The organism is Streptomyces sp. SYSU D01066-1 (assembly GCF_054956795.1).
In genome coordinates, this window is sequence record NZ_JBUDHV010000003.1 from 249,666 (window position 1) to 276,356 (window position 26,691).

Consider the following 26,691-nt stretch of genomic DNA (forward strand, 5'->3'; position numbering starts at 1 on the left):
GCGCGCCCCGGGTGCCCACCCCCTTCCCCCCCCCGGGCCCCCCCGGCGGCCCGGCCACCGCTGGGGGCCCGGGCCCGCCTCGTCGTTGTGGCCGCCGGGCGACGGCTCGGCCGGCCTTCATCCAACCGTGACCTTCCCGCGCGGCCGGCCGGCCCGGCCCGGTGCTGTTCGGTCCGTCGACCGCGCCACGCGGACCTGGGTTTTCCCGGCCGGCGCGGGCCGGCGCGGCGGTGGCCGCCGTGCGGCGGCCCGGCCCTTGCCGGACATCAATTCCTGTCCGAATCATTGACGCGCCCCTGGGCCCTCCGTACCTTGTGGCAGCAAGCGCTTACTTGAAACGATTCATGGGGCGAACGCAGCGTCGCGGGGAGGCTCATATGCAGCAGGGCGGAAATGCCGAGGGGCGGATCGGAAGGCGGACGGTCCTCAAGGCGACGGGGGCCTCGCTGGCCGCCGTCGGGCTCGGTGCGACGGCCACCGCGTGCGGTGGCGGCAGCGGTCCGGGGGACGGTACGGTGACGATCCGTTACGCCTGGTGGGGTGGCGAACCGCGGGCCATCGCCATCAAGAAGACGATCGCCCTCTTCGAGAAGAAGTACCCGAAGATCAAGGTCAAGCCGGAATTCACGGACTACGAGGCGTTCTGGGAGAAGTTCCAGACGCAGGCCTCCGGCGGAAATCCGCCGGACGTTTTCCAGAATTCCGTCACCTTCCTGCGCAAGTACGACAAGCGCGGTGTCCTGATGGACCTCAAGACCCAGGCCGACGCGGGAAATCTCAGCCTGGAGAACTTCCGCAACAACGTCCTGACCGTCGGTCAGGTCGACGGCAAGCAGGTCGGCGTACCCGCCGGCGCCAACACCATGGCCCTCGTCATCGACCTCAAGGCGTTCGAGAAGGCGGGCCTGGAGCCGAAGCCGGGCTGGACCTGGGGCGAGTACTTCGACGCGCTCCAGACCATCCAGGACAAGCTGAAGATCGCCGGCGACACCGGCTACTTCAGCGTCATGTACCTCTACGACCTGTATCTGCGTCAGAACGGCAAGGCCTTCTACACCGAGACCGGTCTCGGCTTCACCGAGGACGACCTGACGCAGTGGTGGGAGGACGGCTACAAGCGCGTACGGTCCGGGCTGGTCGCCGACCCGAAGAAGATCGAGCAGGTCAAGCCCAAGTCGGGCCTGTCGGCGGGGCTCGCCGCGGGCGAGTTCACCTGGGACAACTTCTCCATCCGCTACGAGGGCGAGGGCGAGTCGGACTACGGGCTCGCGCCGATCCCGACCACGAACGGCAAGGACACCGGCCAGTACCTCGGTTCGCTGATGCTGAGCGCCTTCAGCGGCACCGAGCACCCCAAGGAAGTCGCCCAGTTCATCGACTTCATGGTCCACGACCCCGAGGTCGGCAAGATCATGGGCTACGACCGGGGCATCCTCGCCACCAGCGAGCAGTACGAGGCGTTCACCCCCACCGACGACAACAACAAGGGCGTCAAGGCGTACGAGGAGGAGGTCGCCGCCGCCGGGCTGCTCGGGAAGATCACCCCGCACCCGTCCGGTTCCGACGTCATCGAGGCGGCGTTCCTGCGCATCGGCGGTGAGGTCGCCCAGGGCAAGGCCAAGCCGGCCGACGCCGCCAAGACGCTGTTCAACGAGGCCAAGGCCGCTTTCGCGGGCTGAGGGGACGTACGACCATGACGCTCGTCAAGGAAGCGCCCGCGCCCCCGGCCGGGGGGAGGCGGTCCGCCGCCCCCGCGGCCGGGCGGCGCGGGCGGCGCCGCGAGAACCTCGCCGGCTACCTCTTCATGTCGCCGTGGCTCGCCGGGTTCGCGCTGCTCACGGCGGGACCGATGATCGCTTCGCTGTACTACGCGTTCACCAGCTACAACCTGTTCACGCCGCCGCAGTGGGTGGGGCTGGACAACTTCACCACGATGTTCCAGGACCCGCGCTGGCAGAAGTCGGTCGGGGTCACCCTGAAGTACGTCGTCGTGGCCACTCCCCTGAAACTGCTCCTCGCGCTCGGCGTCGCGATGCTGCTCGCGCAGAAGCGGCGCGGGCAGGGCCTGTACCGGGCCGCGTTCTACCTGCCCTCGCTCATCGGCGCGAGCGTCTCGGTGGGCTTCGTGTGGCGGGCGCTGTTCTCGGACGACGCGATCGTGGACCGCGGCCAGAAGGTCTTCGGCCTGGACGTGGGCGGCTGGATCGGCAACCCGGACTACGTCCTCTACGCCCTGGTGGCGCTGAGCATCTGGCAGTTCGGCGCACCGATGGTCATCTTCCTGGCCGGCCTCAAGCAGGTCCCGCGGGAGCTGTACGAGGCGGCCGAGGTGGACGGAGCGGGGCCCCTCCGCAGGTTCTGGAACATCACGCTGCCGATGATCTCCCCGGTGCTGTTCTTCAACGTGCTGCTGGAGTCCATCCACGCGTTCCAGGTGTTCGGCTCCGCCTACGTCGTCTCCGACACCCGGTGCGGGCCGGCCGACGCCACCCTCGTCTACACCTGCTACCTCTACCAGAAGGGCTTCAAGGAGGCCCAGATGGGCTTCGCCTCCGCGATGGCCTGGACGCTGGTGGTCGCGGTGGCGCTGGTGACGGCGGTGCTGTTCTGGTCGCAGAAGAAGTGGGTGCACTACGAGGAGGCCGCCAAGTGACCACCGCCACCAGCCCCGCCGCACGCACCGCGGACGACCGGCGGCGCACCGGGTCGATCGCCTGGCACGTGGGCGCGCTCGTCGTCCTCGCGGTCGTCCTGTACCCCGTGATCTGGGTCGTCGGCGCGGCGTTCAAGCCGAGCAAGGACATCATCGCCAGTCTCGACCTGCTGCCCGCCAAGCCGGTCTGGGCCAACTTCTCCGGACTCGCCGACGGCATCTCCGGCATCTCCGTCAGCACCTTCTTCGTCAACTCGCTGACATACGCGGTGCTCGCCGTGGTCGGCGTGGTGCTGTCCAGCTCGCTGACGGCCTACGCCTTCGCCAAGATCCGGTTCGCCGGGCGGAACCTGCTGTTCACCCTGATGATCGGCACGCTGCTGCTGCCGTACCACGTGCTGCTCATCCCGCAGTACGTGCTGTTCCGCAAGCTCGAACTCGTCGACACCCTCGTGCCGCTGGTGGTCGGCAAGTTCCTGGCCGTGGAGGCGTTCTTCGTCTTCCTGATGGTGCAGTTCATGCGCGGGCTGCCGCGCGAGCTGGACGAGGCAGCCAAGCTCGACGGCTGCGGGCACCTGCGGACCTACTGGTCCATCGTGCTGCCGCTGTGCCGCCCCGCCCTCATCACCAGCGCCATCTTCACCTTCATCAACACCTGGAACGACTTCATGGGGCCGTTGATCTACCTCAACACCCCTTCCAAGTACACCGTCTCGCTCGGGCTGATGATGTTCCGCGACCAGGAGGGCATCTCCAACTACGGCAGCATGATCGCGATGTCGCTGGTGGCGCTGATCCCGGTCGTCGCCTTCTTCATGGCCTTCCAGCGCTATCTCATCGACGGCATGGCGACCTCGGGACTGAAGTGAGGCGGCCGGTATGGCTGGGACACGCGTGAAGGCGCGCAAGGAGCCGGTGTTCGGCGGCGAACGCTTCGCCGTCCTCGCCGAGTGCATGCTCACCGGGGTGTGGATCGCTGTCGCCTGCCTCGGCGTCGTCACCTGCCCCGCGGCCTTCGCCGCCGGCGCCCGGCACCTGCGCCGCCGGGCCGCCCACGAGGGCGGCGGGGGACGGGAGTTCGCCGCCGACTTCCGGGCGGCCGTGCGCCGCGGGTGGGCCGTCGGGCTCGCCGGGTGGGCGGCGGCGGGCGCGGTCTGGGTGGACGTCCAGGCCGCGCGGGCCGGGCTGCCCGGCGGCCCGTTCGCCGGGGCGGTCGGCCTGCTCGCGCTGCTCGCCCTGGTGGTCGCGGGGCTGCGCGCGGCGGCGGTGTGGACGCCCGGCGCGTCCTGGCGCGCGCTGCTCGCCGCCGCCGGCCGCCGGACCCTGCGCGACCCCGCCGGCTCCCTGCTGATCGTCTGCGGACTGGCGGTCGTCGCCGGTTCCGCGCTCTTCGTCGCGCCGCTGGCGGTCCCGGTCCTCGGGGCCGTCGCGGCGGCGGCCGTCGCGGTGGAGAACCGGTACGGCCGTGGCTGAACCTCCCCCAGGGGAGCGGCGCCCCGCGCGCCGCGCCTCCGTCTGTCATGCCCTTGACATACCCCTCGCACCCGCAAGGAAGGAAGAGCCGTGTCTCCCATCCCCCGCAGATCCCTCCTGAAGGCCGCCGCCGTCGCCGGAGCCGCCGCCCAGTTCAGCTGGGCCCTGGGCACCCGCGAGGCCCAGGCCGCGCCCGCCGCCGACACCGCCGACGACGCCCCCGTCACCCTCGACTGGCTGGAGGACGGCGGCCTGGGCGCCGCCCCCGGCTCCACTGTCGGCGTTCCCTGGCCCAGGGGCACCCACCAGCCGGACCAGACCTTCGCCCTCACCGACGCCGACGGCAAGGCCGTACCCACCCAGTCCTGGCCGCTCGCGTACTGGCCGGACGGCTCCCTGAAGTGGACGGCGCACGCGGTCGGTTCGGGCTCCGGCAAACTCACCCTCACCACCGGCACCCCGGCCGCCCCCGACAAGAAGGTCACCGTCACCCGGCGCGGCGGGGGAATCGACATATCGACCGGCGTCATCACCGCGCGGATCGGCACCGACGGCTCCGCCCTCGTCAAGTCCGTCACCCGGGGCGCCACCGAGATCGCCAGGAACGGCCGCCTCGTCCTGCTGCGCCAGCCCGAGATCGAGGACGGCGACCAGGGCACGGTCAAGTACGAGCGCTTCGACGGCGCGATCTCGGAGGTGGAGGTCGAGCAGGAGGGCCCGGTCCGCGCCGTCGTCCGCATCGACGGCAAGCACCGCAAGGGCGGCCGCAGCTGGCTCCCCTTCTCCCTCCGCCTCTACTTCTACGCGGGCGCCGACTCCTTCCGCATGGTGCACACCATCACCTTCGACGGCACCCAGGAACCCGGCAAGGCGTCCGGCGACTTCATCCGGGGCCTCGGCGTCCGCTTCACCGTGCCGATGCGCGACGCCGCCTACGACCGCCACATCCGCATCGGCGGCGAGGGCACCGGCCTGCTGCGCGAGGCCGTCAAGGGCATCACCGGACTGCGCCGCGACCCGGGCGCCGCCGTCCAGGCCGCGCAGTACGCGGGGGAGAAGCTGCCCGACCCCGCCACCTGGGACCAGCGGGTCACCACCCGCCTCCAGTACATCTCCGAGTGGGGCGACTACACCCTCTCCCAGCTCTCCGCCGACGGCTTCACCCTGCGCAAGCGCACCACGAAGGGCCACGGCTGGATCGGCGCCGGCGGCGGACGCCGCGCCTCCGGCTTCGGCTACGTCGGCGGCGTCAGCGGCGGTCTCTCCTTCGGCCTGCGCGACTTCTGGGAGAAGTACCCCGCCCAGCTCGACATCCGCGACGCGCAGACCGACGAGGCCGAGGTCACCCTCTGGCTCTGGTCGCCCGAGGCCCAGCCCATGGACCTGCGCTTCTACCACGACGGCATGGGCCAGGACACCTACGCCGAGCAGCTCGAGGGCCTCAACATCACCTACGAGGACTACGAGCCGGGGTTCGGCACCCCCTACGGCATCGCCCGCACCTCGGAACTCCTCTTCTGGGCCAACGCCGCCACCCCCGCCCCCGAGGCCCTCGCCGAACAGGTCGAGGCCGTCCGCGTCCTGCCCCAGCTCGCCGCCCCGCCCGCCCAGCTCATCAAGGCGGGCGTCTTCGGCAAGGGCCTGTACGCCGAGCCCGACCGCTCCACCCCGGCCAAGGCGAAGATCGAGGACCACCTCGACTTCCTCTTCACCTACTACAAGGACCAGGTGGAGCAGCGCCGTTGGTACGGCTTCTGGGACTACGGCGACATCATGCACACGTACGACACCGTCCGCCACCAGTGGCGCTACGACGTCGGCGGCTACGCCTGGGACAACTCGGAGCTGTCCCCGGACCTCTGGCTCTGGTACGCCTACCTGCGCTCCGGCCGCGCCGACATCTTCCGCTTCGCCGAGGCGATGACCCGGCACACCGGCGAGGTCGACGTCTACCACCTGGGCAAGTGGGCGGGCCTGGGCACCCGGCACGGCGTCCAGCACTACGCCGACAGCGCCAAGCAGCAGCGCATCGCCAACACCACCTACCGCCGCTTCTACTACTTCCTCACCGCCGACGAACGCGTCGGCGACCTCATGCACGCCAACGTCGACTCCGACGAGACGTTCCTCGTCCTCGACCCCACCCGCAAGATCCGCACCGAGCCCTACACCCCCGACCGGCACGCCCTGTCGATCGGCTTCGGCACCGACTGGAGCGGCCTGGTGTCGGCCTGGCTGACCGAGTGGGAACGCAAGGGCCCCAAGTGGGAGAAGGCCAAGGCCCGGGTGGTGTCCACCATGAAGGGCATCGCCGCCCAGCCCAACGGCTTCGTCCAGGGCAGCGGCCTGTACGACCTCGACACCGGCGAGTTCGCCGTGGCCGAGCAGCCGGTGGTCGGCGTCTCCCACCTGTCCGCCGTCTTCGGCCTCAACGAACTGTGCGCCGAACTCATCGACCTCGTCGACATCCCGGAGTTCAACGAGGCGTACTACGACTACTGCCGCTACTTCAACGCCACCAAGACCGAACAGGCCGCCCGCTACGGCTCCCACTTCGGCTCCCTGATCCTCTTCCAGGGCCACTCCCGCCTCGACGCCTACGCCGCCGTACGGACCGGCGACGAAAAGCTCGCCACGCGCGCGTGGGAGAAGTTCTACAACTCCGACGGCTACACGGAGTCGTCCCCCTGGACGACGGAGGAGATCAGCGGCCCGACGGCGCTGGTGCCCGGCAGCGAGGCGGCCTGGGTCTCCACCAACGACACCGCTCTCTACGGCCTCGCCGCCATCGAGAACCTCGCCCTGCTGGGCGACCGGATGCCGTAACCCGCTTTCGCGCGGGCAGGCTGCGGACGTGGACTGGAACCATTACCGCTTCCGCAGCCTGTGGGCCCTGCCCGCGCCCGCCCCGGCCGTCTACCGCGCCCTGGAGCGGATCGAGGACTACCCCCGCTGGTGGCCGCAGGTCCGCGAGGTCACCCGCCTCGACGCCACCAGCGGCACCGTCCGCGTCCGCTCGCTCCTCCCGTACGACCTCACCCAGGTCCTGCGGGAGGAGCGGCGCGACCCGGAGGCCGGCGTACTGGAGGTCTCGCTCCACGGCGACATCGAGGGCTGGGCACGCTGGACGGTCACCCCCCAGGGGACCGGCACCCTCGTCCGCTACGACCAGGAGGTCGACGTCCGCAAGCCGCTGCTGCGCCGGCTCGCCGTCCCCGGCCGGGCCTTCTTCCGCGCCAACCACACGCTGATGATGCGGGCCGGACGGCGCGGACTGGCCGCCCACCTGGCAGCGGTTTGAAGGAAGCCCGGCCGGACCTGTATTGTTCAGTGCGTTCCCGGGCGATTAGCTCAGTGGGAGAGCGCTTCGTTCACACCGAAGAGGTCACTGGTTCGAACCCAGTATCGCCCACCGGGAGAACCGGTCCGCCGTACGGCGGACCGGTTCTTTGCATCCCGTGCCCCGCCCTCAGGCCACCGCCGACAGGTCCGGACGCAGCGGCCACGCCGGGTCGGCCGCCTCGTCGGTGCCACCGGCCGCGAACCACGCCTGCGGGCCCCGCGCCTGTGCCGCGTGCCACACCGCCTGGAGCGTGTGCAGCTCGGCGGGGGAAAGGCGCCCCAGCCGCCCCGCGAACCGGCGCCCCACCGCCCGTACCACCTCCAGCGCCGCCTGCGCGTCGGCCGCCGCGTCGCGCGCCCCCTCCAGCGGGACGCCGTAGTGCGCGCACAGGGCGGTGAGGGTGCGGCGGCCCTTGCGGCAGCGGTCCAGGTGGGTGTCGAGCACCCGCGGATCGAGGACGTGCGGCGGCGTCCGCTCCAGCCAGCGGCCCAGCGACGAGGCGCGGTGGCGCCGCAACTCCCGGTCCAGCAGCGTCAGACCGAACGGCGCGTCCATCACCACGAGCGGCCGTCCGGCCCGCGCCTGCTCCGCCAGCGCCTCCGCCACCTCGTACATCACCGGCGCCGGCCAGCGGCCGTTGTGCTGCAGGTGCTCCTCCGTCAGCCCGTGCACCGCGGTCGCCGCCTCGGGCACCGGGACGCCCGGGTCGACCAGCCAGCGGCTGACCCGCGGCCGGACGCCCGGGGCGTCCTGGACGACGACGGCGGCCGACACGATCCGGTCGTTCTCGACGTCGACACCCGTGGTCTGCGTGTCGAACGCGGCCAGGGGTCCTTCGTACCAGCACGTCATACCACCACAACCCCTCGATCACCTCTGGCAGTCGACACCCCGTCCGCTGCCCGCTCCGGTGATACCCGGCCTGTTCACGCCGTACGCCGCAAGGGCGCGACGGGGGCGGGACTCTCGCGGTGCGGCGACCGCGGCGCGGGAGCACCCCCTCCGGAAGGCCGCCCGCCCGCGGCCGCGGCGCCCCCGGGCACACCGTCGGCGACGGGGCCGCCGGCGAGGCGCGGCCCGAGGCGGCGTACCGGACACCGCCGCGCCCGCCGGGCCGCTCCCCGGCCGGAGACTGTGCGCGATCATGACGCGGGCCGGGACCGGCCGCCCGAGGCGCTCCAGGAGGGCCCCGGCCCCTTCGGGGGCCCGTGCCGGGGAGTGAACCGGCACCCGGACCGGATATCTGTTTCGCGGTCGGCCGGGCCGGGTCGGTACGATCGCCCTCGTGCGAGCGCTCCGGTATGGCGCCGCGACCCACTTCAGTCAGGAGAGACCGGTGTCAGACGTCCGTGTGATCATCCAACGCGATTCCGAGCGGGAAGAACGCGTGGTGACGACGGGCACCACGGCCGCCGACCTCTTCCCCGGCGAGCGCTCGGTCGTCGCCGCCCGCGTGGACGGCGAGCTGAAGGACCTCGCGTACGAGGTGCAGGACGGCGAGACCGTCGAGGGCGTCGAGATCTCCTCCGAGGACGGTCTGAACATCCTGCGCCACTCCACCGCGCACGTCATGGCGCAGGCCGTCCAGGAGCTGTTCCCCGAGGCCAAGCTGGGCATCGGCCCGCCCATCCGGGACGGCTTCTACTACGACTTCGACGTCAAGGAGTCCTTCACCCCGGAGGACCTCAAGCGCGTCGAGAAGAAGATGCAGGAGATCCAGAAGCGGGGCCAGCGATTCTCCCGCCGGGTCACCAGCGACGACGCCGCCCGCGAGGAACTGGCGGACGAGCCGTACAAGCTGGAGCTGATCGGCCTCAAGGGCAACGCCGCGCAGGCCGCCGACGGCGCCGACGCGGAGGTGGGCGGCGGTGAGCTGACCATCTACGACAACCTCGACGCCAAGACCGGCGAGCTGTGCTGGAAGGACCTGTGCCGCGGCCCGCACCTGCCGACCACCCGGAACATCCCGGCGTTCAAGCTGATGCGCTCCGCCGCCGCCTACTGGCGCGGCAGTGAGAAGAACCCGCAGCTCCAGAGGATCTACGGGACCGCCTGGCCGTCCAAGGACGAACTCAAGGCGCATCTGGACTTCCTCGCCGAGGCCGAGAAGCGCGACCACCGCAAGCTCGGCGCCGAGCTGGACCTGTTCTCCTTCCCCGACGAGCTGGGCCCCGGCCTCGCGGTCTTCCACCCCAAGGGCGGTGTGATCCGCAAGGTCATGGAGGACTACTCGCGCCGCCGGCACGAGGTATCCGGGTACGAGTTCGTGAACACCCCGCACATCTCGAAGGAGCACCTCTTCGAGGTCTCCGGGCACCTGCCGCACTACGCGGAGGGCATGTTCCCGCCCATCCAGTTCGACGAGCAGAACTACCGCCTCAAGGCGATGAACTGCCCGATGCACAACCTGATCTTCAAGTCGCGCGGCCGTTCCTACCGTGAACTTCCCCTGCGCCTCTTCGAGTTCGGGACCGTGTACCGGTACGAGAAGTCGGGCGTCGTGCACGGCCTGACCCGCTCGCGCGGCTTCACCCAGGACGACTCGCACATCTACTGCACCAAGGAGCAGATGCCCCAGGAGCTGGACACGCTCCTGACCTTCGTGCTGGACCTGCTGCGGGACTACGGCCTGACCGAGTTCGAGCTGGAGCTGTCCACCCGTGACGACTCCGACAAGTTCATCGGCTCGGACGAGGACTGGGAGGAGGCCACCGAGGCCCTGCGCCAGGCCGCCGAGAAGCAGAACCTCCCGCTGATCCCGGACCCGGGCGGCGCCGCGTACTACGGGCCAAAGATCTCCGTGCAGGTCAAGGACGCCATCGGCCGCTCCTGGCAGATGTCCACCCTCCAGGTCGACTTCAACCAGCCCAAGCGGTTCGGCCTGGAGTACACCGCCGCGGACGGTTCCCGCCAGCAGCCCGTCATGCTGCACCGCGCGCTGTTCGGCTCCATCGAGCGGTTCTTCGGCGTCCTGCTGGAGCACTACGCCGGCGCCTTCCCGGCCTGGCTGGCCCCCGTCCAGGCGCTCGGCATCCCGATCGGCGACGCGCACGTGCCCTACCTCCAGGAGTTCGCCGAGAAGGCGCGGGCGGCGGGGCTGCGCGTCGAGGTCGACGCGTCCTCCGACCGGATGCAGAAGAAGATCCGCAACGCCCAGAAGCAGAAGGTGCCGTTCATGGTCATCGCGGGCGACGAGGACATGGCGGCCGGCGCCGTCTCCTTCCGCTACCGCGACGGCTCCCAGGAGAACGGCATCCCCGTCGAGGACGCCCTCGCGAAGATCGCCAAGGTCGTCGAGGAGCGCACGCAGGTCTGACCGGCCGGCCGACGGACCGGCCGGACCGACGGCGAGGCCCCCGGGTGACCGGGGGCCTTTCCCGTCCGCCCGGGCGGACGCCATATGCTGCACGCATGACGAGTGAGCCGGAGCAGCAGTTGGGAGTGGGGACGCAGGACGCGTTCCAGCGCCTGTGGACACCCCACCGGATGGCCTACATCCAGGGCGAGAACAAGCCGAGCGGCCCGGGCGCCGGCGACGGCTGCCCCTTCTGCTCGATCCCGGCCGCGTCCGACGAGGACGGCCTGGTCGTCCGGCGCGGCGAGCACGTCTACGCGGTGCTCAACCTCTACCCGTACAACGGCGGCCACCTGATGGCCGTGCCCTACCGGCACGTCGCCGACTACACCGAGCTGACGGGCGAGGAGACCGCCGAGCTGGCCGAGCTGACCAAGCAGGCGATGACGGCCCTGCGCACCGCCTCCGGCGCCCACGGCTTCAACATCGGCATGAACCAGGGCTCGGTGGCCGGCGCGGGCATCGCCGCCCACCTCCACCAGCACGTCGTGCCCCGCTGGGGCGGCGACACCAACTTCATGCCGGTGGTCGGGCACACCAAGGTGCTGCCGCAGCTGCTGGGCGACACCCGCAAGATGCTGGCGGAGGCGTGGCCGCAGGCGTAGCCCCCGCTACCGGGCCTCCGCGCCGAAGCGGGGCCTACGCGTTGTACGTGTCGGCCTTCCCCGGCGTCGGGTCCTGCACCGCCCCGCTGAGGAACGCCGACCGCGCGCCGAACTTCTCGGTGTCCACGCCGTTCTCCTCCAGCACCTTGATCGCCGCCCGGTGCACCACCCGCAGCACCGGGGTCGCCGCCCGCAGCGCGTCGTCGGCCATGAAGCGGTGCCGCCAGGGCTGGTCGGCCCAGGCGTGCCGCAGGCCGAACGGCTCGGGCAGCGAGATCGTGCCGCCCAGCCAGTTCAGCGCCGGCGGGTAGAAGGTCAACGGGGCGCGGGCGGCGAGCCGTACCACTTCCTGGGTGTTGACCAGCGGGAGCATCACCTTGCGGGTCTCCCAGGGCTTGAACGACTTGGTGACCGTCTTGGAGGGGGCCGAGGGCCCGCCCATGAACAGGCCGTTCACCGGACCCAGGGCGTGGCCGGTGACCTCGATCCGCAGCGTCGAGTGCAGCACCGTCACCGTGATCATCATGGTGATGACCAACTGCCCGTCCCACAGGGTCCACTGCACGCCCAGGTAGTGCCGGTCGCCGGCGCCGAACTGCTGGTTGTTGCAGATCTCCTGGACGGCGTGCGGCTTGACCTGGTACGCCTCGACGTCCGCGCCCTCCGGACGGGACACCGCCCCCGCGCCCTCCGCGATCGGCGTGACGATCCAGTGCCGCACCGACGGCTTGGTGAAGCCGTTGGTGTTCAGCGGGCCGCGCTCCAGCTGGCTGAGCTGGTCGTGGATGGACCGTATGACGTCCCAGCTGCGGAACGGGTGGATCTCCCGGGCCGGGTCCGCCGGGACCAGCTCCTCGGCCAGCTGCCAGCTGCCCCAGCGGGTGCCCATGCCCAGGATGCCCTTGGGACCGGCGTAGAAGACCGAGTTGGACTGCTGCTCGGCGCCCAGCCTGGCCAGCGACTGGCGCAGTTCCTCGGCGGCGGTCTCGTTGGGGTTGCTGGGCACCGCCTCCGGGATCCTGGCCGCGACGCTGGCGCCCTTGACCAGGCTCCCCCAGCGCTCCCTGAGGTCCTTCGCCGTGCTCTCGCAGATCCGCTTGGCCCAGAACCAGCCGACGACCGGCATCACGGCCGCCAGCCGCCCGTACCAGCCCCAGAAACCGCCGAACGGCATCTTGAGGACGAAGAGCACGGCCAGCGCGCCCACCGCCACGAGCAGGACGGTGCCGAGGGCGCCGGTCTGCTTGTTCTCCGACTTGGCGACCGTGCCGCGGATCTGGAAGACGAGCAGCCAGACCAGCAGACCGGGCAGGAAGAGCAGCCCGCACACCGCCATGACGGCGGTCAGCTTCCGGTCGCGCTCCTTGCGGATGCGGTTGGCCGCCAGACAGTGCTCGACGACGACCTGCGGCTCGATGCCGAAGGACTGGATGAGGGGCTTGCGCCCGCTGCCCAGCATGCGGCCGACCACCGCCTGGGCGAACGCCTCACCCAGGTTGGGCTTGAAGATCGTGGCCCAGGGGCGGCCCGCGTTGACGGCCGTCTGGTGCCACTCGTTGTCGGCCTTCTTGATGTCCTCCACGGGACTGTCCCGGTAGGCCGCCGACGCCAGCGCCAAGGTGGGCGTCTGGCTCGCGTCTCCCGCCCGGGGCACCTGAGGCCCGAAGAAGTCCGCGTAACCGCCGTCGGTCATTCCCGCCCCCAGATCGAAACCGCTCTCGCTCAAGCGGCTTTCCCGACTTCCGTGCTCCGCACACCTGTTGATCAGGTCATCAGCGTATCCCCCGGCGCGGGCGCCCGTCGGCGGACGGTGTGAACCGCCCGCCGGCCTGGAGCGCGGCGCGGGGCGCGCGGACCGCCGGAGTGCGCCTCGCACCGGTCATCCGCCGTCTCGCGCCCCTTCCCGGACCCGTGCCGCGACCTGCGGCGGCATCGGCTCGTGCCGTGCGTAGCGGCGGTCGAAACGGGCCGTGCCGTGCGAGAGGGAACGCAGGTCCACCGCGTACCGGCCGATCTCGATCTCCGGTACCTCGGCCCGTACCAGGGTGCGTCCGCCCGCCGTCCGCTCGGTGCCGAGCAGACGGCCGCGCCGCCCGGACAGGTCGCTCATCACCGCGCCCACGTAGTCGTCGCCGACCAGCACGCCGACCTCGGCCACCGGTTCCAGCAGCTGGATCCCGGCGTCGGCGGCGGCCTCCCGCAGCGCCAGCGCGCCGGCCGTCTGGAAGGCGGCGTCGGAGGAGTCCACCGAGTGCGCCTTGCCGTCCACCAGCGTGATGCGCACGTCGGTCAGCGGATGGCCCGCGGCGACGCCCCTGGCGGCCTGCGCGCGCACGCCCTTCTCGACGGAGGGGACGAACTGCCGGGGCACCGCGCCGCCGACCACCCTGTCGACGAACTCGATGCCCGAGCCGCCCGGCAGCGGCTCCACCTCGATCTCGCAGACGGCGTACTGCCCGTGCCCGCCGGACTGCTTGACGTGCCGCCCGCGCCCGGCCGCCTTCGCGCCGAACGTCTCCCGCAGCGCCACCCGGTGCGGTACGACGTCGACCTGGACGCCGTACCGGCCGCGCAGCCGCTCCAGGGCGACGTCCGCGTGCGCCTCGCCCAGGCACCACAGGACCACCTGGTGGGTGTCCTGGTTGTGCTCCAGGCGCATCGTCGGGTCCTCGGCGACCAGGCGGGCCAGCCCCTGGGAGAGCTTGTCCTCGTCGGGTTTGGCGCGCGCCCGGATGGCGAGCGGCAGCAGCGGGTCGGGCATCCGCCACGGCTCCATCAGCAGCGGGTCGTCCTTCGCGGACAGCGTGTCGCCGGTCTCCGCGCGGGCCAGCTTCGCCACGCACGCCAGATCGCCCGCGATGACGTGGGAGACCGGACGCTGCTGCTTGCCGAAGGGGGTCGACAGGGCGCCGACGCGTTCGTCGACGTCGTGGTCCTCGTGCCCCCGGTCGGTCAGCCCGTGCCCGCACACGTGCACGGTCTGGTCGGCGCGCAGGGTGCCGGAGAACACCCTGACCAGGGAGATCCGGCCGACGTACGGATCGGAGGAGGTCTTGACGACCTCCGCGACCAGCGACTCGTCGGGGTCGCACGGCCGCAGCGTGCGGGACCGGCCGTCGGGGGTGGTCACCCGGGGCGCCTCGCGCTCCAGCGGCGTCGGGAAGCCGCGGGTGATCAGCTCCAGCAGTTCGACCGTGCCCAGGCCCTGCCGGGCGCCCTCGGCGGCGGGGGCGGCGGCCAGGACAGGGAAGAACGCCCCGCGCGCCACGGCCCGCTCCAGGTCCTGGATCAGCGTCTTGACGTCGACCGGTTCGCCGCCCAGGTAGCGGTCCATGAGGGTCTCGTCCTCGCTCTCCGCGATGACGCCCTCGATCAGCCGGTTGCGGGCCTCCTCGATCAGCGGCAGCTGCTCCGCGCCCGGCTCGGACTCCTCGCGCTCACCGGTCGAGTAGTCGAACAGCTTCCGCGTCAGCAGGCCGGTCAGACCGGTCACGGGCGCGTGTCCGTCGGGCTGCCGCGGTCCGTGCAGCGGCAGGTAGAGCGGCAGTACGGCGTCGGGGTCGTCGGCCCCGAACGCCTCGGCGCAGCTTTGGGTCGTCTCCTCGAAGCCGGCCCGCGCGGCCTCCAGGTGCGTGATCACGATGGCGCGCGGCATGCCGACGGCCGCGCACTCCTCCCACACCATGCGCGTCGAGCCGTCCACGCCGTCCGCGGCCGAGACGACGAAGAGGGCCGCGTCCGCCGCCCGCAGACCGGCCCTCAGCTCACCGACGAAGTCGGCGTACCCGGGGGTGTCGAGGAGGTTCACCTTGATGCCGTCCCAGGTGACGGGGACCAGCGAGAGCTGTACGGAGCGTTGCTGGCGGTGCTCGATCTCGTCGTAGTCGGAGACGCAGCCGCCGTCCTCGACGCGGCCCGCCCGGTTCAGCGCCCCCGCGGTCAGCGCGAGGGCCTCCACCAGAGTCGTCTTGCCCGACCCGCGGTGGCCGACCAGCACCACGTTCCGTACGGACGCGGGACGGTCGGCCGCCTGTGCCCTGCCGGCGGCTCCGGGATGTGTGTGTGCCTTGTCGCCCATGACCCTGCCTCCCGTGCGCGGTGAGGTCACCGGGGGCGCGGACACGCGTGGGCCGCGTGCGAGCGGCTTTGGCGACGCCCGCGGTCCTTCGAGCTTTCCACTCCCGCCACGCCGCGTCCATACGAAGGACGACGGGGGACCCGGCCCCGCCGCGCGCCCGGCCCCGGCCGGCGGTCCGGGTGCCCGGCCGCCACCCACGCGCGCGCGTGGCTACGATGGGCCAGCCGGCGGCCAGCAGGGGCCGCGCGGCGACACCGACCGTCGGGAAGGCCATGCTGAACAAGTACGCGCGTGCATTCTTCACGCGTGTCCTCACACCGTTCGCCGCGTTTCTCATCCGCCGGGGGGTCAGCCCGGACACGGTCACGCTCGTCGGGACCGCGGGTGTGGTCGCGGGGGCGCTGGTCTTCTACCCCAGGGGCGAGTTCTTCTGGGGCACGGTGGTGATCACCCTCTTCGTCTTCTCCGACCTGGTCGACGGGAACATGGCCCGCCAGCTCGGCCGCTCCAGCCGCTGGGGCGCCTTCCTGGACTCGACCCTCGACCGGGTCGCCGACGGGGCGATCTTCGGCGGCTTCGCGCTCTGGTACGCGGGCGGCGGCGACGACGACGTGCTCTGCGCCGTCTCCATCTTCTGCCTGGCCAGCGGCCAGGTGGTGTCGTACACCAAGGCGCGCGGCGAGTCGATCGGCCTGCCGGTCGCCGTCAACGGACTGGTGGAGCGCGCCGAGCGGCTCGTCGTCTCCCTGGTCGCGGCCGGTCTCGCGGGCCTGCACGCGTTCGGCGTGCCCGGCATCCAGTACCTGCTGCCCGTCGCCCTGTGGATCGTCGCCGTCGGCAGCCTCGTCACGCTGATCCAGCGGGTCGTCACGGTCCGCCGGGAGTCCGCCGAGGCCCAGGCCGCGGCCACGCACGAGGCGCGGGGGAGCGAGGCGGCCAAGTGAGCGCCCAGGAGCGGCTGACCGACGCGCTGTACGGCGCCGGCTGGAGCACCGTGAAGAAGCTGCCCGAGCCGGTCGCCACGCGGCTCGGCCGCACTGTCGCGGACCTCGCCTGGAAGCGGCGCGGCCAGGGTGTGCTGCGGCTGGAGCGCAACTACGCGCGCGTGGTGCCCGGTGCGGGCCCCGAGCGGCTCGCGGCGCTCTCCCGCGCGGGGATGCGCTCGTACCTGCGGTACTGGATGGAGTCCTTCCGGCTGCCCGCCTGGAGCCGCGAGCGGATCGCGGCCGGCGTCACCGTCGAGGGCCTGCGCCACCTCACCGAGGCCATGGACGCGGGCAAGGGCGTGGTCGTCGCCCTGCCGCACCTGGCCAACTGGGACCTGGCCGGCGCCTGGCTCACCACCGAGCTGGGCATCCCCTTCACCACGGTCGCCGAGCGCCTGAGGCCGGAGACCCTCTACGACCGCTTCGTCGCCTACCGCGAGGGCCTCGGCATGGAGGTCCTGCCGCACACCGGCGGCGCGGCGTTCGGCACCCTGGCCCGGCGGCTGCGGGCCGGCGGCTTGGTCTGCCTGGTCGCCGACCGCGACCTGTCCGCCTCCGGCGTCGAGGTCGACTTCTTCGGCGAGCCGGCCCGGATGCCGGGCGGCCCGGCGCTGCTCGCCCAGCAGACCGGCGCGGCCCTGCTGCCCGTGACCCTGTGGTACGACGACTCGCCCGTCATGCGGGGCCGGGTCCACCCGCCCGTCGGGGTACCCGAGTCGGGCGACCGGCGCGAGAAGGCGTCCGTCATGACACAGGCGCTGGCCGACGCCTTCGCCACGGGGATCGCCGAGCATCCGGAGGACTGGCACATGCTGCAGCGCCTGTGGCTCGCCGACCTCGGCCCCGCGAGGGGGACCTCATGAGGATCGGCATCGTCTGCCCGTACTCCTGGGACGTGCCGGGCGGCGTCCAGTTCCACATCCGCGACCTCGCCGAGTACTTCATCCGGCTCGGCCACGAGGTGTCCGTCCTGGCCCCGGCCGACGACGACACCCCGCTGCCGCCGTACGTGGTCTCCGCGGGCCGCGCGGTGCCGGTGCCGTACAACGGCTCGGTGGCCCGGCTGAACTTCGGGTTCCTGAGCGCCGCGCGGGTGCGGCGCTGGCTGCACGACGGCGCGTTCGACGTCATCCACATCCACGAGCCGACCTCGCCGTCGCTGGGCCTGCTGGCCTGCTGGGCGGCGCAGGGCCCGATCGTGGCCACGTTCCACACGTCCAACCCGCGCTCCCGCGCCATGATCGCCGCGTACTCCATCCTGCAGGCGGCCCTGGAGAAGATCAGCGCCCGGATCGCGGTGAGCGAGTACGCCCGCCGCACCCTGGTCGAGCACCTGGGCGGCGACGCGGTCGTCATCCCCAACGGCGTCGACGTCGACTTCTTCGCCAAGGCCGAGCCCCGGCCCGAGTGGCAGGGCGGCACCATCGGCTTCATCGGCCGCATCGACGAGCCCCGCAAGGGCCTGCCGGTGCTGATGAGGGCCCTGCCGAAGATCCTCGCCGCCCGCCCGGGGACCCGGCTGCTGATCGCCGGCCGCGGCGACGAGGAGGAGGCGGTCGCCTCCCTGCCCGCCGCGCTGCGCGACCGGGTGGAGTTCCTCGGCATGGTCAGCGACGAGGACAAGGCCCGCTTCCTGCGCAGCGTCGACCTGTACGTGGCGCCCAACACCGGCGGCGAGAGCTTCGGGATCATCCTGGTCGAGGCGATGTCCGCGGGCGCCCCGGTGCTCGCCTCCGGCCTCGACGCCTTCGCCCAGGTGCTGGACCGGGGAGCGGCCGGGGAGCTGTTCCCCAACGAGGACGCCGAGGCGCTGGCCGCGACGGCCGTACGGCTCCTGGAGGACCCGGCGCGGCTGGCAGAGCTGCGGGAGCGGGGCAGCGCGCACGTGCGGCGCTTCGACTGGTCGACGGTGGGCGCGGACATCATGTCCGTCTACGAGACGGTGACGGCGGGCGCGGCGGCGGTGGCGGCGGACGAGCGGGCGACGGGGCTGCGGGCGCGGTTCGGGCTGGCGCGGGACTGAGCGGGAACTGAGCGGGAGGGGAGCCGGCGGTGCCGCACGGCCGGGCCCGGCTCTCCGGCCCGCGCGGCGCTCGAGGACGAGGCCGGTCAGGCCGCAGGGGAGCCGGGGACGCGGCTCCCGCGGGGGCCACGGGGGAACCCGGCCGCCAAGCGGCCCGGTAAGTTGGCGCAGCGTGACCACAACCCTGATCTGGATCGCCGTGGCCCTCGTGGCGATCGGCCTCTACCTGAGCTGGACGGCGGGCCGCCTCGACCGCCTGCACGCCCGGATCGACGCCGCCCGCGCCGCGCTCGACGCCCAGTTGCTGCGCCGGGCCTCCGTCGCCCAGGAACTGGCCACCTCCGGCGTCCTGGACCCGGCCGCCTCGATCGTCCTGTACGAGGCCGCGCACGCCGCCCGGCAGAGCGAGGAGGAGCAGCGGGAGGTCGCCGAGAGCGAGCTGAGCCAGGCGCTGCGGGCGGTGTTCGGGGACGCGCACCAGGTGGCGGCCCTGCGCGAGGCGCCCGGCGGCGAGGAGGCGGCCGGTGAGCTGACCGAGGCGGTCCGCCGCGTCCCCATGGCCCGCCGCTTCCACAACGACGCCGTGGGCGCCGCCCGCCGGCTGCGCGAGCACCGCAAGGTCCGCTGGTTCCGGCTGGCCGGCCACGCCCCGTTCCCGCTGGCCTTCGAGATGGACGACGAGCCGCCGACGGCCCTGGTCGACCGCGCCGCCTGACCCGCGACCCGCCGCAAAACGATCCACCGCCTTCCCATTGGCCCTTGCTGTGGCCTGCTCCGTTCACGTTTCCTCAGTGCTGCAGAAACCCCTCACCCCTTCAGCGAGGTCTTCCGTGTCCAGCACCCACTGCGAGAACCAGGCTCCCGAGACCGGCACCGCCCGCGTGAAGCGCGGCATGGCCGAGCAGCTCAAGGGCGGCGTGATCATGGACGTCGTCACCCCGGAGCAGGCGAAGATCGCCGAGGACGCGGGTGCCGTCGCGGTCATGGCCCTGGAGCGCGTCCCGGCCGACATCCGCAAGGACGGCGGCGTGGCCCGGATGTCCGACCCGGACATGATCGAGGGCATCATCGGCGCGGTCTCCATCCCGGTGATGGCCAAGTCCCGCATCGGCCACTTCGTCGAGGCCCAGGTCCTGCAGTCCCTCGGTGTCGACTACATCGACGAGTCCGAGGTCCTCACCCCGGCCGACGAGGTCAACCACTCCGACAAGTGGGCGTTCACCACCCCCTTCGTCTGCGGCGCCACCAACCTCGGCGAGGCGCTGCGGCGCATCGCCGAGGGCGCCGCGATGATCCGCTCCAAGGGCGAGGCCGGCACCGGCAACGTCGTCGAGGCGGTGCGCCACCTGCGTCAGATCAAGAACGAGATCGCCCGGCTGCGCGGATACGACAGCCACGAGCTGTACGCCGCCGCCAAGGAGCTGCGCGCCCCCTACGAGCTGGTCAAGGAGGTCGCCGAGCTGGGCAAGCTCCCGGTGGTGCTGTTCTCCGCCGGCGGTGTGGCCACCCCGGCCGACGCCGCCCTGATGCGCCAGCTCGGCGCCGAGGGCGTCTTCGTCGGCTCCGGCATCTTCAAGTCCGGCGACCCGGCCAAGCGCGCCGCCGCCATCGTCAAGGCGACCACCTTCTACGACGACCCCGAGGTCGTCGCGGACGCGTCCCGCAACCTCGGCGAGGCCATGGTCGGCATCAACTGCGACACCCTCCCCGAGAGCGAGCGGTACGCCGCCCGCGGCTGGTGAGCGCCGTGAGCCGCACACCTGTCATCGGCGTCCTGGCCCTCCAGGGCGACGTACGGGAGCACCTCGCCGCCCTGGCCGCGGCCGGCGCCGAGGCCAGGCCCGTGCGGCGTCCCGGCGAACTCGCCGGGGTCGACGGCCTGGTCCTGCCCGGCGGTGAGTCCACCACCATCTCCAGACTGGCCGTCCTCTTCGGGGTGATGGAACCCCTCCGCGCGCGCGTGCGCGACGGCCTGCCCGTCTACGGCACCTGCGCCGGCATGATCCTGCTCGCCGACAAGATCCTCGACCCGCGCTCCGGCCAGGAGACGGTCGGCGGCATCGACATGATCGTGCGCCGCAACGCCTTCGGCCGGCAGAACGAGTCCTTCGAGGCGGCGGTCGACATCAAGGGCGTCGACGGCGATCCTGTGGAGGGCGTCTTCATCCGCGCGCCCTGGGTGGAGTCCGTCGGCGCGGCGGCCGAGGTGCTGGCCGAGCACGACGGCCACATCGTCGCGGTCCGCCAGGGCAACGCGCTGGCCACCTCGTTCCACCCGGAGCTCACCGGTGACCACCGCGTGCACCGCCTGTTCACCGACCTGGTGCGCGCCCGGGGCGCGGTGGACGCCTTGTAGGATCTCTGGGGTTCGTTCAGTAGATGGGTTACGCGAAGGAGACAGGCAGATGTCCGGCCACTCTAAATGGGCCACGACGAAGCACAAGAAGGCCGTCATCGATGCCAAGCGTGGCAAGCTCTTCGCGAAGCTGATCAAGAACATCGAGGTCGCGGCCCGCATGGGCGGCGCCGACGTCGACGGCAACCCGACGCTGTACGACGCCATCCAGAAGGCGAAGAAGCAGTCGGTCCCGAACAAGAACATCGACTCCGCGGTCAAGCGCGGCGCCGGCCTCGAAGCCGGTGGCGCCGACTACGAGACGATCATGTACGAGGGCTACGGGCCGAACGGCGTCGCGGTGCTCATCGAGTGCCTGACCGACAACCGCAACCGCGCCGCCTCCGACGTGCGCGTCGCCATGACCCGCAACGGCGGCAACATGGCCGACCCCGGCTCGGTGTCGTACCTGTTCAACCGCAAGGGCGTCGTGATCGTCCCCAAGGGCGAGCTGACCGAGGACGACGTCCTCGGCGCCGTCCTGGACGCGGGCGCCGAGGAGGTCAACGACCTCGGCGAGACCTTCGAGGTGATCAGCGAGGCCACCGACCTGGTCGCGGTCCGCACCGCCCTCCAGGACGCCGGCATCGACTACGAGTCGGCGGACGCCAACTTCGTCCCGACCATGCAGGTCGAGCTGGACGAGGAGGGCGCGCGCAAGATCTTCAAGCTGATCGACGCCCTGGAGGACAGCGACGACGTGCAGAACGTCTTCGCCAACTTCGACGTCAGCGACGAGGTCATGGAGAAGGTCGACGCGTAACGCGCGCACGGGCTCGAGCGGGCCGGCGGGACACCCCCCGTCGGCCCGTCGCTCTGTCAGTGGCACCCGATAGCCTGCACAAACAGGTGATCGAGGGAAGGGGGCGGCGTGCGCGTACTGGGAGTCGACCCGGGACTGACCCGCTGCGGGGTCGGCGTGGTCGAGGGAGTCGCGGGCCGCCCGCTGACCATGATCGGCGTCGGGGTCGTGCGCACCCCGGCCGACGCCGACCTCGGCCACCGCCTCGTCGCCGTCGAGCAGGGCATCGAGCAGTGGCTCGACGAGCACCGCCCGCAGTACGTCGCGGTGGAGCGCGTCTTCAGCCAGCACAACGTGCGCACGGTGATGGGCACCGCCCAGGCCAGCGCCGTCGCCATCCTGTGCGCCTCCCGGCGCGGCATCCCCGTCGCCCTGCACACGCCCAGCGAGGTCAAGGCCGCCGTCACCGGATCGGGCCGCGCCGACAAGGCGCAGGTCGGCGCCATGGTGACCCGGCTGCTGCGGCTCGCCGCCCCGCCCAGGCCGGCCGACGCCGCCGACGCCCTCGCCCTCGCCATCTGCCACATCTGGCGGGCCCCCGCCCAGAACCGGCTCCAGCAGGCGGTCGCCCGGCACGCCCGCTCCGTACCGAAAGGCCACCCCGCATGATCGCCTTCGTCAGCGGCACGGTCGCCGCCCTCGCCCCCGACGCCGCGGTGGTCGAGGTCGGCGGCGTCGGCATGGCCGTCCAGTGCACGCCGAACACGCTCTCCACGCTGCGCGTCGGCCGGTCCGCCAAGCTCGCCACCTCCCTGGTGGTCCGCGAGGACTCCCTCACCCTGTACGGCTTCGCCGACGACGACGAGCGCCAGGTCTTCGAGCTGCTCCAGACCGCCAGCGGCGTCGGCCCCCGCCTCGCCCAGGCCATGCTGGCCGTGCACAGCCCCGACGCCCTGCGCAGAGCCGTCTCCACCGGTGACGAGAAGGCGCTGACCGCCGTCCCCGGCATCGGCAAGAAGGGCGCCCAGAAGCTGCTCCTGGAGCTGAAGGACCGCCTCGGCGAGCCGGCCGGCGCCCCGGCCGCCGGCGCCCCGGTCTCCACCGGCTGGCGCGACCAGCTGCACGCCGCGCTCGTCGGCCTCGGATACGCCGCCCGCGAGGCCGACGAGGCCGTGGCCGCCGTCACCCCGCAGGCGGAAGCGGCGGGCGGTACGCCCCAGGTGGGCGCGTTGCTCAAGGCGGCCCTGCAGACGCTGAACCGCGCCCGATAGCCGCCCGGACAGCCGCCTTGCCGACTGTCCCCCCAGCCGTAGCGACCGTAGCGAGAACCGAGGCAGACCACTCATGAACTGGGACGACGACACCACCGCCGGCGGCACCGGCGCCGCCGAGCGGCTGGTGGGCCCGGCCGCCGACCGCGACGACCAGGCCGTCGAGGCCGCCCTGCGCCCCAAGGACCTGGACGAGTTCATCGGCCAGGAGAAGGTCCGCGAACAGCTCGACCTCGTCCTGCGCGCCGCCCGCGCGCGCGGCGCCACCGCCGACCACGTCCTGCTCTCCGGCGCCCCCGGCCTCGGCAAGACCACCCTGTCGATGATCATCGCGGCCGAGATGGAGGCCCCGATCCGGATCACCTCCGGACCCGCCATCCAGCACGCCGGCGACCTCGCCGCGATCCTCTCCTCCCTCCAGGAGGGCGAGGTCCTCTTCCTCGACGAGATCCACCGCATGTCCCGGCCCGCCGAGGAGATGCTCTACATGGCGATGGAGGACTTCCGCGTCGACGTCATCGTCGGCAAGGGCCCCGGCGCCACCGCCATCCCCCTGGAGCTGCCCCCGTTCACCCTGGTCGGCGCCACCACCCGGGCCGGCCTGCTGCCGCCCCCGCTGCGCGACCGCTTCGGCTTCACCGCCCACATGGAGTTCTACGAGCCGGCCGAACTGCGGCGCGTGATCCACCGCTCGGCCGGTCTCCTCGACGTCGAGATCGACACCGACGGCGCCGCCGAGATCGCCGGCCGCTCCCGCGGCACCCCCCGCATCGCCAACCGCCTGCTGCGCCGGGTCCGCGACTACGCCCAGGTCAAGGCCGACGGCGTGATCACCCGTGACATCGCGGCGGCGGCCCTGGCGGTCTACGAGGTCGACGCCCGCGGCCTGGACCGGCTCGACCGGGCCGTCCTGGAGGCCCTGCTGAAGCTGTTCGGCGGCGGCCCGGTCGGGCTGTCGACGCTGGCGGTGGCGGTGGGGGAGGAGCGCGAGACGGTCGAGGAGGTCGCCGAGCCGTTCCTGGTCCGCGAGGGCCTGCTGGCCCGTACGCCGCGTGGCCGGATCGGCACCCCCGCCGCCTGGGCGCACCTCGGCCTCACCCCGCCCGGCTCGGCGGCCGCGGGAAACGGACAAGGGGACCTGTTCGGGGCATGAGGGAGGCACGGGGGAGGGGTGAGGGGGCCGTGACGGCGGGGGCACTGGCCCGAGAGGGAACCCCGGTGCCATCCTGTGCGTTGTTCCCTGCGCGCGGACTCGCCTAGACTCCGCCGATGCCGTCCTTGCCGGCTGCGTACGACACCCCCAACCATCAGGCCGCTCACATCGCGGTCGTGTGAAGGAAGTACCGACCCGTGAGTCTCATGACCCTCCTCCCGTTCATCGTGCTCATCGGGGCCATGTTCCTGATGACCCGGTCGGCGAAGAAGAAGCAGCAGCAGGCCGCCGACATGCGGAACCAGATGCAGCCCGGCTCCGGTGTCCGCACCATCGGGGGCATGTACGGCACGGTCAAGGAGGTCAACGAGGACACGGTCCTCCTCGACGCCGGTCCGGGCGTCGAGCTGCTCTTCGCCAAGAACGCCATCGGTGCCGTCCTGAGCGACGACGAGTACAACCGCATCGTCCACGGCATCGAGCACGACCTGAAGGCCGACGAGGACCTCGTCCCCGACGACGCCTCCTCCCTCACCGGGTCCGACGACTCCGCCGCCGACGCCGCCGACGACAAGGTCGAGCTGGGCAAGAAGGACGAGCCCGTCGCGGACGCCGCGCCCGCCGAGGCGAAGAGGGACGAGCCGCTGAAGAAGTCCGAGGGCGACTCCGAGGCCAAGTAACCGTGCCCCGGGGCGTGCGGGCACGGCCCGCGCGCCCTCGGACATGCGCGGTTCCCGCGGGATCCCGACACCATGTCATGGCCGTCGGCGCACCGACGCGCGAGACGGCCCGAGAGGGAGTACGAGAAGGTGGCAGCACCTAAAAAGGGCCGGAACGCGAGCGCCCAGAGCAAGCCGGGGCGCTCGCTGGCCCTGATCCTGATCGCCATCGTGGCGCTCACCGGAGGGATGTTCGCCTCCGGGCACACCACTCCGCGTCTCGGTATCGACCTGGCCGGCGGCACGAGCATCACGCTCCGGGCCGAATCGGAGCCCGGCCAGGAATCCGCGATCAACAAGACCAACATGGACACCGCGGTCGAGATCATGGAACGCCGTGTCAATGGTCTGGGTGTCTCCGAGGCCGAGGTACAGACCCAGGGCGACCGGAACATCATCGTCAACATCCCCAAGGGGACGAACTCCGAGGACGCCCGGGAGCAGGTCGGTACCACCGCCAAGCTCTACTTCCGCCCGGTCCTCGCCACCGAGGTCTCCGGCGCGGCCGCCACGGCCAGCCCCTCGGCCAGCGCCTCCGCCGACGCCTCCGCGTCGCCCGACGCCTCCGAGAGCGCCTCGGAGAAGGCCACCGACGGCGACGAGAGCGCCTCGCCCTCCGACAGCGCCTCGGCGTCCGCCACCTCCCAGGGCCGCGCCCTCACCGACGCCCTGAAGGCCGACGCCACCCCGTCGGCGACCGGCTCCGCCAGCGCCTCCGCCTCGGACTCCGCGTCCCCGAGCGCCAGCGCCAGTGCCAGCGCGTCCGCCTCCGCGGACGACAGCGCGCTGCAGGCCGCGTACACCAAGCTCGACTGCACCGACGCGGCACAGCGCGCCAAGGCCGGCGACGGCGCCAAGGACGACGAGTCCATGGTGGCCTGCGGCCAGAACGCGCAGGGCCAGTGGCAGAAGTACATCCTCGGCCCCGCCGAGGTCGACGGCACGGACGTCGACAAGGCCTCGGCCGTCTTCAACACCCAGACCGCCGCCGGCTGGACCGTCACGATGGACTTCACCGACGGCGGCGCCAAGAAGTTCGCGAGCATCACCGGCAAGCTGGCGCAGAACCAGTCGCCGCAGAACCAGTTCGCGATCGTCCTGGACAACGAGGTCGTCTCCGACCCGTACGTCAGCCAGGCGCTGACCGGCGGCAACGCCGAGATCTCCGGCAGCTTCACGCAGGAGGAGGCGCAGAACCTCGCCAACATGCTCTCCTACGGCGCCCTCCCGCTGAGCTTCGAGGAGGACAGCGTCAACACCGTCACCGCCGCGCTCGGTGGTGACCAGCTGGAGGCCGGCCTGATCGCCGGCGCCATCGGCCTCGCCCTGGTCGTGCTCTACCTGCTCTTCTACTACCGGGGCCTGTCGTTCATCGCCCTGCTCTCGCTGCTGGTCTCCGCGATCCTGACGTACGTCATCATGTCGCTGCTCGGCCCGACCATCGGCTTCGCGCTGAACCTGCCGGCCGTCTGCGGCGCCATCGTCGCCATCGGCATCACGGCGGACTCGTTCATCGTCTACTTCGAACGGGTCCGGGACGAGATCCGCGAGGGCCGCTCGCTGCGCCCCGCGGTCGAGCGCGGCTGGCCGCGCGCCCGGCGCACCATCCTGGTCTCCGACTTCGTGTCGTTCCTCGCCGCCGCGGTCCTCTTCATCGTCTCCGTCGGCAAGGTCCAGGGCTTCGCGTTCACGCTGGGCCTGACCACCCTGCTCGACGTGGTGGTCGTGTTCCTCTTCACCAAGCCGCTGCTGACGCTGATGGCCCGCCGGAAGTTCTTCGCGAGCGGCCACAAGTGGTCCGGGCTCGACCCGAAGAGCCTCGGCGCCAAGCCGCCGATCCGCCGCACGCGCCACCCCCGTCCCGCCGGCCCTGTCGACCCGAAGGAGGCGTGAGC

General features: G+C 72.0%; 23 protein-coding genes and 1 tRNA gene. 21 read left to right on the top strand and 3 right to left on the bottom strand.

Annotated elements, in window-relative coordinates; genetic code table 11:
• Positions 1 to 377 precede the first annotated feature (377 nt).
• The 7 genes from ACY1JF_RS04885 to ACY1JF_RS04915 all read left to right on the top strand — a co-directional run bounded on the left by ACY1JF_RS04885 (position 378) and on the right by ACY1JF_RS04915 (position 7,538).
• The gene (locus ACY1JF_RS04885) at positions 378 to 1,679 is read left to right on the top strand and encodes an ABC transporter substrate-binding protein (protein WP_462703700.1); all 1,302 of its coding nucleotides are present in this window, start codon (positions 378 to 380) and stop codon (positions 1,677 to 1,679) included.
• A gap of 14 nt (positions 1,680 to 1,693) precedes the next feature.
• Complete coding sequence (locus ACY1JF_RS04890; protein ID WP_462703701.1) at positions 1,694 to 2,653, top strand: carbohydrate ABC transporter permease; 960 nt, start codon at positions 1,694 to 1,696, stop codon at positions 2,651 to 2,653.
• Entirely contained in the window at positions 2,650 to 3,522 is an 873-nt protein-coding gene (locus ACY1JF_RS04895) for a carbohydrate ABC transporter permease (protein ID WP_462703702.1), read from the top strand. The genes ACY1JF_RS04890 and ACY1JF_RS04895 overlap by 4 nt, the downstream gene beginning before the upstream one ends.
• A 10-nt stretch (positions 3,523 to 3,532) precedes the next feature.
• On the top strand, positions 3,533 to 4,126 hold the full coding sequence (locus ACY1JF_RS04900) for a hypothetical protein (RefSeq protein ID WP_462703703.1): 594 nt from the start codon (positions 3,533 to 3,535) through the stop codon (positions 4,124 to 4,126).
• Positions 4,127 to 4,216: 90 nt separating this feature from the next.
• Positions 4,217 to 6,952 (top strand): exo-rhamnogalacturonan lyase family protein, encoded by a 2,736-nt coding sequence (locus ACY1JF_RS04905; RefSeq protein ID WP_462703704.1) that lies wholly within the window; start codon positions 4,217 to 4,219, stop codon positions 6,950 to 6,952.
• 28 nt (positions 6,953 to 6,980) lie between these two features.
• A complete protein-coding gene (locus ACY1JF_RS04910; protein WP_462703705.1) occupies positions 6,981 to 7,427 on the top strand; it encodes an SRPBCC family protein in 447 nt (148 codons plus the stop codon).
• A gap of 39 nt (positions 7,428 to 7,466) precedes the next feature.
• Positions 7,467 to 7,538, top strand: a tRNA-Val gene (locus ACY1JF_RS04915).
• Positions 7,539 to 7,595: 57 nt separating this feature from the next.
• On the opposite strand, the gene ACY1JF_RS04920 is transcribed toward ACY1JF_RS04915, so the two are convergent.
• A complete protein-coding gene (locus ACY1JF_RS04920) occupies positions 7,596 to 8,321 on the bottom strand; it encodes an exonuclease domain-containing protein (protein WP_462703706.1) in 726 nt (241 codons plus the stop codon).
• Positions 8,322 to 8,805: 484 nt separating this feature from the next.
• On the opposite strand from ACY1JF_RS04920, the gene thrS reads away from it, so the two are divergent.
• Positions 8,806 to 10,785, top strand: a complete 1,980-nt coding sequence (thrS, locus tag ACY1JF_RS04925; protein ID WP_462703707.1) for a threonine--tRNA ligase — start codon at positions 8,806 to 8,808, stop codon at positions 10,783 to 10,785.
• A gap of 95 nt (positions 10,786 to 10,880) precedes the next feature.
• Positions 10,881 to 11,429 (top strand): HIT family protein, encoded by a 549-nt coding sequence (locus ACY1JF_RS04930; protein WP_462703708.1) that lies wholly within the window; start codon positions 10,881 to 10,883, stop codon positions 11,427 to 11,429.
• A gap of 34 nt (positions 11,430 to 11,463) precedes the next feature.
• Here the strand turns inward: ACY1JF_RS04930 and ACY1JF_RS04935 are convergent, their stop codons facing one another.
• On the bottom strand, positions 11,464 to 13,122 hold the full coding sequence (locus tag ACY1JF_RS04935; protein ID WP_462703811.1) for a hypothetical protein: 1,659 nt from the start codon (positions 13,120 to 13,122) through the stop codon (positions 11,464 to 11,466).
• Positions 13,123 to 13,308: 186 nt separating this feature from the next.
• Positions 13,309 to 15,507 (bottom strand): elongation factor G-like protein EF-G2, encoded by a 2,199-nt coding sequence (locus tag ACY1JF_RS04940; protein ID WP_462703709.1) that lies wholly within the window; start codon positions 15,505 to 15,507, stop codon positions 13,309 to 13,311.
• A 215-nt stretch (positions 15,508 to 15,722) separates the two neighbouring features.
• Here ACY1JF_RS04940 and pgsA point away from each other — a divergent pair, with 215 nt between their 5' ends.
• The 12 genes from pgsA (at position 15,723) to secD (ending at position 26,689) form a co-directional block, all read left to right on the top strand.
• Entirely contained in the window at positions 15,723 to 16,451 is a 729-nt protein-coding gene (gene pgsA / locus ACY1JF_RS04945) for a phosphatidylinositol phosphate synthase (RefSeq protein WP_462703812.1), read from the top strand.
• Positions 16,448 to 17,356, top strand: a complete 909-nt coding sequence (locus ACY1JF_RS04950) for a phosphatidylinositol mannoside acyltransferase (RefSeq protein WP_462703710.1) — start codon at positions 16,448 to 16,450, stop codon at positions 17,354 to 17,356. Before pgsA ends, ACY1JF_RS04950 begins: the two co-directional genes overlap by 4 nt.
• A complete protein-coding gene (locus tag ACY1JF_RS04955; protein WP_462703711.1) occupies positions 17,353 to 18,516 on the top strand; it encodes a glycosyltransferase family 4 protein in 1,164 nt (387 codons plus the stop codon). Before ACY1JF_RS04950 ends, ACY1JF_RS04955 begins: the two co-directional genes overlap by 4 nt.
• 172 nt (positions 18,517 to 18,688) lie before the next feature.
• Positions 18,689 to 19,231, top strand: coding sequence for a LemA family protein (locus ACY1JF_RS04960; RefSeq protein ID WP_462703712.1), 543 nt, complete (start codon positions 18,689 to 18,691; stop codon positions 19,229 to 19,231).
• 115 nt (positions 19,232 to 19,346) lie between these two features.
• On the top strand, positions 19,347 to 20,258 hold the full coding sequence (pdxS, locus tag ACY1JF_RS04965) for a pyridoxal 5'-phosphate synthase lyase subunit PdxS (RefSeq protein WP_462703713.1): 912 nt from the start codon (positions 19,347 to 19,349) through the stop codon (positions 20,256 to 20,258).
• 5 nt (positions 20,259 to 20,263) lie between these two features.
• Positions 20,264 to 20,872 carry a pyridoxal 5'-phosphate synthase glutaminase subunit PdxT gene (gene pdxT / locus ACY1JF_RS04970; protein ID WP_462703714.1) on the top strand — a complete coding sequence of 203 codons (609 nt, stop codon included), beginning with the start codon at positions 20,264 to 20,266 and terminating at the stop codon, positions 20,870 to 20,872.
• A gap of 49 nt (positions 20,873 to 20,921) precedes the next feature.
• On the top strand, positions 20,922 to 21,674 hold the full coding sequence (locus tag ACY1JF_RS04975; protein WP_215168641.1) for a YebC/PmpR family DNA-binding transcriptional regulator: 753 nt from the start codon (positions 20,922 to 20,924) through the stop codon (positions 21,672 to 21,674).
• Between the two features lie 108 nt (positions 21,675 to 21,782).
• Entirely contained in the window at positions 21,783 to 22,322 is a 540-nt protein-coding gene (gene ruvC, locus ACY1JF_RS04980; protein ID WP_462703715.1) for a crossover junction endodeoxyribonuclease RuvC, read from the top strand.
• Positions 22,319 to 22,924 (top strand): Holliday junction branch migration protein RuvA, encoded by a 606-nt coding sequence (ruvA, locus tag ACY1JF_RS04985; protein ID WP_462703716.1) that lies wholly within the window; start codon positions 22,319 to 22,321, stop codon positions 22,922 to 22,924. The genes ruvC and ruvA overlap by 4 nt, the downstream gene beginning before the upstream one ends.
• Positions 22,925 to 22,997: 73 nt before the next feature.
• Positions 22,998 to 24,077 (top strand): Holliday junction branch migration DNA helicase RuvB, encoded by a 1,080-nt coding sequence (ruvB, locus tag ACY1JF_RS04990; RefSeq protein ID WP_462703717.1) that lies wholly within the window; start codon positions 22,998 to 23,000, stop codon positions 24,075 to 24,077.
• Between the two features lie 197 nt (positions 24,078 to 24,274).
• Positions 24,275 to 24,757: a preprotein translocase subunit YajC gene (gene yajC / locus ACY1JF_RS04995; RefSeq protein WP_462703718.1), complete on the top strand. Its 483-nt coding sequence runs from the start codon at positions 24,275 to 24,277 to the stop codon at positions 24,755 to 24,757.
• A 129-nt stretch (positions 24,758 to 24,886) separates the two neighbouring features.
• Positions 24,887 to 26,689 (top strand): protein translocase subunit SecD, encoded by a 1,803-nt coding sequence (gene secD / locus ACY1JF_RS05000; protein WP_462703719.1) that lies wholly within the window; start codon positions 24,887 to 24,889, stop codon positions 26,687 to 26,689.
• Positions 26,690 to 26,691 lie beyond the last annotated feature (2 nt).